Raw genomic sequence first — 6,319 nt, 5'->3', positions numbered from 1 at the left:
CCGTGCACGAGTTGTCGCGCCGCTGACCCGCCGGTCGGGGTGAGCGCCGCGAACCCCGGCGTCGAGGCATTCCCTCCGCAGAGGGCCTGCGCCGAACCTGCCGGCGACAGGCATCGGCGCGGCGGCCGTGCCGGCGTTGAACTGGCCGGGACGCGGCGTCGGCACGGTCTGCGGCAGCGGACGCTGCGCCGAGACCGGCGTCTTCATGCCGATGACCGTGGCCGCCGCGGTCGAGATCAGCGGCTTGACGCCGATCGTCGGCGCGCCGGCCAGCAGCGGATGGCGGCTCAGGTCCTCGGCCAGCTCGTGACAGTTGTTGTAACGCTCGTTCGGGTCCTTCGCGATCATGCGCGAGAGGATGCGCGACAGCTCGGCGTCGACGTCGTTGTTGAGCTGGCGCACGTCCGGAATCTCAGCGCGCACGACTTCGAGCATCAGGCCCAGCGGCGATTCGTCGGTAAACGGCATGCGGCCGGTCAGCATCTCGAACAGCACGATGCCGAGCGAGAAGATGTCCGAGCGCGAATCCACCGGCTTGCCGAGGCAGACTTCGGGCGACAGATAGCCCGGCGTGCCGACGAATTCGCCGGTTGAGGTGAGCTTCTTGGAGAAGTCCTGCGTGACCAGCGCGATGCCGAAGTCGGCGATCTTGATCGCGCCGCGGCTCGTGACCATGAGGTTGCCGGGCTTGATGTCGCGGTGGATCACGCCCTTGTCGTGGGCCGTGGCCAGGCCCTGCGCAGTCTGGTAGATCACGCGCGCGGCCTGTTCCGGACGCAGCTTGCCGTCGCGCTTGAGCAGCGAGCCGAGCGACTCGCCCTCGACGAACTCCATGACGAAGAACGTCTGTCCTTCGTGCTCGCCGATGAAATAGATCTGGATGATGTGCGGGTCGTTCAGCGAGGCCATGCTGCGGGCCTCGCGCAGGAATCGCTCCTTGACGCTTTCGTCGTGCGCGAGCGATTCGGCCAGCACCTTGATCGCGACGTAGCGGTTCAGCGAGGACTCGTAACCCTTGTAGACCACGCCCATTCCGCCGCGGCCGAGTTCGGCGACGATGTCGTAGTGGCCCAGATGCGTTTTCATGACGGCTCCGGTTTAGGCGATTTCGCCTGTTGAATCTGTTGACAAGCTTAGCACCGTATGTTCTCGGTGCCGTGGCGGGATTGGCGCGTCCCGGTGTGAGCCGCTCACTCGGGGATCGTGATGCGGTTCGCAGTCGATGCTTCCCACCGCCGTGATCGATGACTACGCAAAACGGCACTCGGGGCTGGCAGCGAACAGGACCGCAGCCGCCTGTCGCTCATGAACCTGAATGCCGGCGGCGCGGCGCCGTTGCGCGGATTTCCGGTTCCGCTGCCACGAGACTTTCATCGGGCCGCCGCAGAATCGACAACTGCTTGCCCCGACGCTAACGCCTGCCGTGCTATCTGCCCGCGGATGATGAAGCCTGCGCCCCGTATCGCCCTGATCGCCATCGTCGCGCTGTTCGCGCTCGGCCTGCTGCGCGCGGTCCCGCTGCTGTCGCATGCGCCGCTGCTGGCCATCGCCAACAGTTTCGACCAGGCGCGCTATACCGGCTGCTTCGAGCTGTTCCCGGACCGGCCGGCGGCGATACGGCCCGACGAGAACAGCCCGAACGCGCCGTTCGAGTTCTACCGCTTCCAGCGCAACCCCGTGCGCCTGTGCTACGGCTCCAGCGAGCTGCTATCCCAGGCGGCCGCGGTCGCGGTCTACTCGATCGAACAGGCGCAGGGCATCGAGCGCCACTCGGTGCGCTGGCTCGGCGGACTGCGGCTGGTCGTGCTCAGTCTCCTCGTCACCGCGTTCTGCCGCGCCTGGTGGCGGCGCGGCAACCGGCCGGCCGCGCTGGCCAATGCCGCGGTGTTCGCGCTGGTGCTGACCGATCCGGCCGACACCATGTACTTCAACACCTTCTATGCCGAGGCCACGGCGCTGATCGCAGCCTATGCGCTGTTCAACCTGATCCTGCTGCAGGCGCACAGCGCCTGGAGCCGCCGCGGCGCCGTCCTGCTCGCGGCAGCGGCGCTGCTGCTGGCCACGAGCAAGATCCAGCACCTCGTGCTGCCGCTGTGCCTGGCGATCGGCGTGCTCGCGTTCGGCCGGCTGCATGCGCGGCGCTGGCCCTGGCAGGGCTGGGCGCTGCTGGCCGGCGCCGTCGTCGGCGCCGCGTTCCAGTTCGCCCAGCTCGGCCGCGACGACCTGATGATGCAGTCGATACGGTCGTTCAACCGCGCCAATCTCGTGTTCACCGGCTTGCTGCCGGCCGCGGCCGATCCGCTCGCGACGACGCGCCGGCTCGGTCTGCCCGAAGCCTGCGCCGCGCACAGCGGCAAGTCCGCCTGGCAGCTGCCGGGCCTGGCCGAAGCGGTCTGCCCGGGCATGGAGAAGATCGGCCGGGCGACCGTCCTGCGCGAAATGCTGCGCGAGCCGATGACTCTGCTGCGCTTCTTCCGCAACGGCGTGGTCGTGCTCAACCCGTGGCTGCCGCGCAATCTCGGCCATGTCGAGGGCGAGATCCTCGGCAAGCTGCCGCCGCAGTTCCTGAGCTGGAACGGCCTGCTCGACCGCACCGCGTGGCTGCGCTATCTGCTGTTCGCCCTGCCGCTGCTTGCCGCGATCCGGGCGCTATGGAGCACCGATCGCTTTGCGCTGCTGAGCCTGCTCGTCGCGATACTGATGCCGGCGACGTTCGGCGTCACGATCTTCGGCGACGGCCTGGCCGACGTGGCCAAGCAGGGTCACCTGATCTTCAACGCCGCGCTGAGCTGGAGCGTCGCGGCGCTGGTCCTCGGCCTCGGCGCCCTGCGCCGCGAACGGGCCGCCTCACGGACGGACGGTATGGACGCCGTCGAGCTCGACGAGCAGCTCGGCCCGGCAGATGTCGCCGAGCAGCACCAGCCGCTTCGCCGCGTCGGGTAGGCGCCCGGCGAGCAGGTCCGCCGTCGCGGCCAGGTCCTCGCGCCGGCGCACGTAGGCCTTGAGCACGCTGCCGGCGCCGAAGCCCGGCAGGTTGCCGGCGCTCGCGAGCAGGCTGTCGAGATTGGCGAAGGTTTCGTCGAGCTGGGCAGCGAGATCGCCGTCGTGGCGCGAGCGGTGGCCGACCACGGCGGCCGTGCCGGAAATGTACAGTTGGGCCGGCGCGCACGGGCTGCGCATCGCGCGCGCGAACGTCGGAGACGTCGGTCCGTACTCGCGCGGATAGCACCAGGCGCTCACCTGACGCGGATTTTCGACGGCCGCGCCGGCCGTGCGCGCGGCGAGCCAGTAGACCTGCAGCACCGGCACCTCGTCGCTACGGCCGATCGCGCTCGCCGCGGAGAAGCCCTGGCCGTGCAGCTCGCGCATGCCGGCCGAACGGCCGGTGCAGAAATGCTTGTAGCGCTCGTCGTCGCCGGCGCCTTCGTTGATCGCGGCCAGGTAGTTCCAGATGCGCAGCAGATGCGGCCAGCGCTGCGTGCGCGTAAAGCGGGTCAGTTCGCGATAGGCCGCCTCGGCCGCCGCCGTCAGGTCCGTATGGTCGGCCTCGGCGACTTCGATCGCGCCGAAGCAGTAGTCCGCCGAAGCGGCCCAGCGCACGGGACCGTCGCGGCCCCGCTCGATCGGACCGGCCGTGCGCCAGACCTCGAACGGCGCGGCGCCGCCGAACGGCTCCAGGCCGACGCGCAGATAGCGCGGATCGTCCGACACCGGCGCTTCCGCGCCGAAGCCGAGCACGGCGAGCACGTCGGGCTCGGCGAGCAGGCGGTCCAGTCGGGTTTCGACGTAAGCGACGTCCAGCGGCGGCAGGCCGTGCTCGCTGCTCATGCGGCAACGACCCCGCAAGGACAGGCGACGGTGCGCGGCATCGGTGGCAATGGCATCGGTGGAAGAGGTCCCTGTACCCGCCGGAATGGCCGGGCAAACCCGTATGATACACTCGCGCGCCGCAGCGGCCGCCGGTCCGGCGCCGCGCCGACCCAGTGGAATTCCCCGATGGCGCAACTGACCCCCGCCGAGCGCGAGCTCGCCGAGCTCCTTGTCGACAGCCTGAATCTGGAAGGCGTCAGCCCCGACCAGTTCGAACCGGAAGCCCCGCTTTTCGGCGGAGATCTCGGCCTGGATTCGATCGATGCGCTGGAGATCGCGCTGGCCGTGTCCAAGCGCTACGGCTTCCAGCTGCGCTCGGACAACGAGGAAAACAAGCGCATCTTCGGTTCGCTGCGTGCGCTGTCGGCGCATATCGAGCAGAACCGCGTCAATTGACCGCAGCGCCGGAGCGCCGTCTCCGGCCGGTCGTTCCCCGAACGAAGGACCTGGATCGGCGGCCGCCCTGCGGCTGCCGCGAAGCGTTCGCGGCATCTCGCACCGACGCCGAGCCGCGCGCGGCGCCGTCGGCCGGCGCCGCCGCAGGACCCTTTCCTCAGGCCGGATCGACCGGGGTGTTGCCGCCGCTGAACTCGCTGGCCGACTGGCGCCGGCGTTCGCGCAGGTCCTCGCGCCAGCGGCGGAAATTCGCCAGTCCCGTCGCTGCGTAGATCGCCTTGAACAGATGCAGACGGCGCATGACCGGGCCGCTGTCGAACACGTCGCCGGCCAGCATCGAGATCACGCCCTGCTCGACCTTGAGCACGTTGCGCGGCGCCGCGAACAGGCTGCGCATGACCGGCGAGTTGAAGCGGTAGATGAACCACGAGAACACGCGCACGCCGCGGCGTATGCGCTTCTCGAACGCCCGCTGCAGCTGCGCTTCGCGATCGGGATTCCTGAGGATGTCGTCGACGAGCGCGGCCGCGTGCTTGCCGCTGTGCATGGCCAGGTAGACGCCCGAGGAGAACACCGGGTCGACGAACGCGAACGCGTCGCCGACCATGACGTAGCCCGGCCCGCTCATCTGCCTGCAGGTATACGAGTAATTACCGGTTACGCGGACTTCGCCGACGATCTCGGCCTGCGCCATGCGCTCGACCGCGCCGGGCATCAGCTCCAGGGTCTCCAGCAGGAACTCGCCGGTGCGGCCCTTGCGCTGCTTGAGGTACTCCGGAAAGCAGACGCAGCCGATGCTCATGAGGCCGTCGGCCAGCGGGATGAACCAGCACCAGCCGTAGTCGAAGCGATAAATGCTGATGTTGCCGGCCTCGTCGCCGGGCCGCCGCGTGACGCCCTTGAAGTGGGCGAAGATCGCCGCGCTCTGGTGGTTCTGGTTCTTGACCTTGATCTTCAGCGCGTTGCCGAGCAGCGTGTCGCGGCCGCTCGCGTCGACGAGATAGCGCGCCTCGATCGTGAGCTTCTCGCCGTGCTCGGTCGTGGCCTGCGCGACGCAGCTGCGGTCCGGACGGATCTCGACCTTGTCCACCTTGACGCCTTCGCGCGCGTCGACGCCGTTGCGCTGGGCGTTGCGGAACAGGATCCGGTCGTAGTCCTCGCGCTTGACCTGGAATGCGTACGGCGGGGTTTTGCCGAGCGCGCGGCCGAAGTGATACGTGCGGTAGCGGTCGCCGACCTCGGGAAAATCGGCGCCGAGCTTGAGCATGCCGATGCCGCGGACTTCCTCGAGCACGCCGAGCTCCTCGAGGATCGGCATGTTCGCCGGCAGCAGGGATTCGCCGATGTGGAAGCGCGGATGGTGATCCTTCTCGAGCTGCAGCACCTTGAGGCCGCGCCGCTGCAGCAGGGTCGCCGTCGTCGATCCGGCGGGGCCGCCGCCGACCACGAGCACGTCGCAGCGGATGGCGCCGTCTGCCCGGTTGTCCACGTTCCGCTCGTCCATGTTCCGCCGTCACCCCGAATGAATTGAGCGCCGTATCATAGCCGGCTCGCGCGCCGCTCCGGCCGCCTCCGCCGGCCGCCCCGCATGAGTTCCGCCGCTCCTTCGCACCGTCTGCAACATCTGGCCCTGGGCCTGCTGCTGCTCTATCCGCTGCTGCTGCTCGCCGCGCTCTGGCGCCAGCAGAGCTGGCTGTCGGCGCTGGCGGCGCTGGACCTGATCAGCCTGTTGCTGCTCGGCGGCCTCTGGAACGGCCGCACGGCCGCCTGGCTGGCCTGGTTCGCAGCCGTCGCCGGCACGGCGCTGCTGCTGCGGCGCGGCCAGGCCGAGATCGCGCTGCTGCTCGTGCCGGTCGCGATCAACGCCGGCATGGCCTGGTTCTTCGGCCGTACCCTGCTCGCCGGCCGGCGGCCGCTGGTCGCGCGCGCGATCCTCGCGTTCGAGGGCGAGCAGCGCCTGGCCCAGCCCGGCGTCGCCGCGTACGCGCGCGGCCTGACCGGGGCCTGGACCCTGCTGCTCGCGCTGCAGGCGCTGCTGATGCTGGCCTGCGCC

At 69.5% G+C, this 6,319-nt stretch carries 6 protein-coding genes; 3 read left to right on the top strand and 3 right to left on the bottom strand.

Features of this window, described 5'->3' with window-relative positions:
- Nucleotides 1–1,086 (bottom strand): serine/threonine-protein kinase (locus NON22_RS18770; RefSeq protein ID WP_257388485.1); only part of this gene is annotated, 1,086 nt, incomplete at its 3' end.
- Between the two features lie 357 nt (nucleotides 1,087–1,443).
- Here NON22_RS18770 and wsfD point away from each other — a divergent pair.
- Complete coding sequence (wsfD, locus tag NON22_RS18765) at nucleotides 1,444–2,943, top strand: glycan biosynthesis hexose transferase WsfD (RefSeq protein WP_257388484.1); 1,500 nt, start codon at nucleotides 1,444–1,446, stop codon at nucleotides 2,941–2,943.
- Here wsfD and NON22_RS18760 read toward each other — a convergent pair.
- Complete coding sequence (locus NON22_RS18760) at nucleotides 2,848–3,828, bottom strand: chorismate transformation FkbO/Hyg5 family protein (RefSeq protein ID WP_257388483.1); 981 nt, start codon at nucleotides 3,826–3,828, stop codon at nucleotides 2,848–2,850. The two genes, wsfD and NON22_RS18760, sit on opposite strands and share 96 nt — an antisense overlap.
- A gap of 168 nt (nucleotides 3,829–3,996) precedes the next feature.
- On the opposite strand from NON22_RS18760, the gene NON22_RS18755 reads away from it, so the two are divergent.
- Nucleotides 3,997–4,266 (top strand): phosphopantetheine-binding protein, encoded by a 270-nt coding sequence (locus NON22_RS18755; RefSeq protein ID WP_257388482.1) that lies wholly within the window; start codon nucleotides 3,997–3,999, stop codon nucleotides 4,264–4,266.
- Nucleotides 4,267–4,423: 157 nt separating this feature from the next.
- Here NON22_RS18755 and NON22_RS18750 read toward each other — a convergent pair whose 3' ends face one another.
- Nucleotides 4,424–5,770 carry an NAD(P)/FAD-dependent oxidoreductase gene (locus NON22_RS18750; RefSeq protein ID WP_306673901.1) on the bottom strand — a complete coding sequence of 449 codons (1,347 nt, stop codon included), beginning with the start codon at nucleotides 5,768–5,770 and terminating at the stop codon, nucleotides 4,424–4,426.
- An 84-nt stretch (nucleotides 5,771–5,854) separates the two neighbouring features.
- Here NON22_RS18750 and NON22_RS18745 point away from each other — a divergent pair.
- Nucleotides 5,855–6,319: COG4648 family protein (locus NON22_RS18745; RefSeq protein WP_484600509.1), on the top strand; the 465-nt coding region annotated here is incomplete at its 3' end.

The sequence above is a fragment of the Tahibacter caeni genome (assembly GCF_024609805.1).
GTDB classification, from domain to species: Bacteria; Pseudomonadota; Gammaproteobacteria; order Xanthomonadales; family Rhodanobacteraceae; genus Tahibacter; species Tahibacter caeni.
Note: the sequence above shows the minus strand (reverse complement) of the source record. Positions and strands in the feature narration are given on the sequence as shown.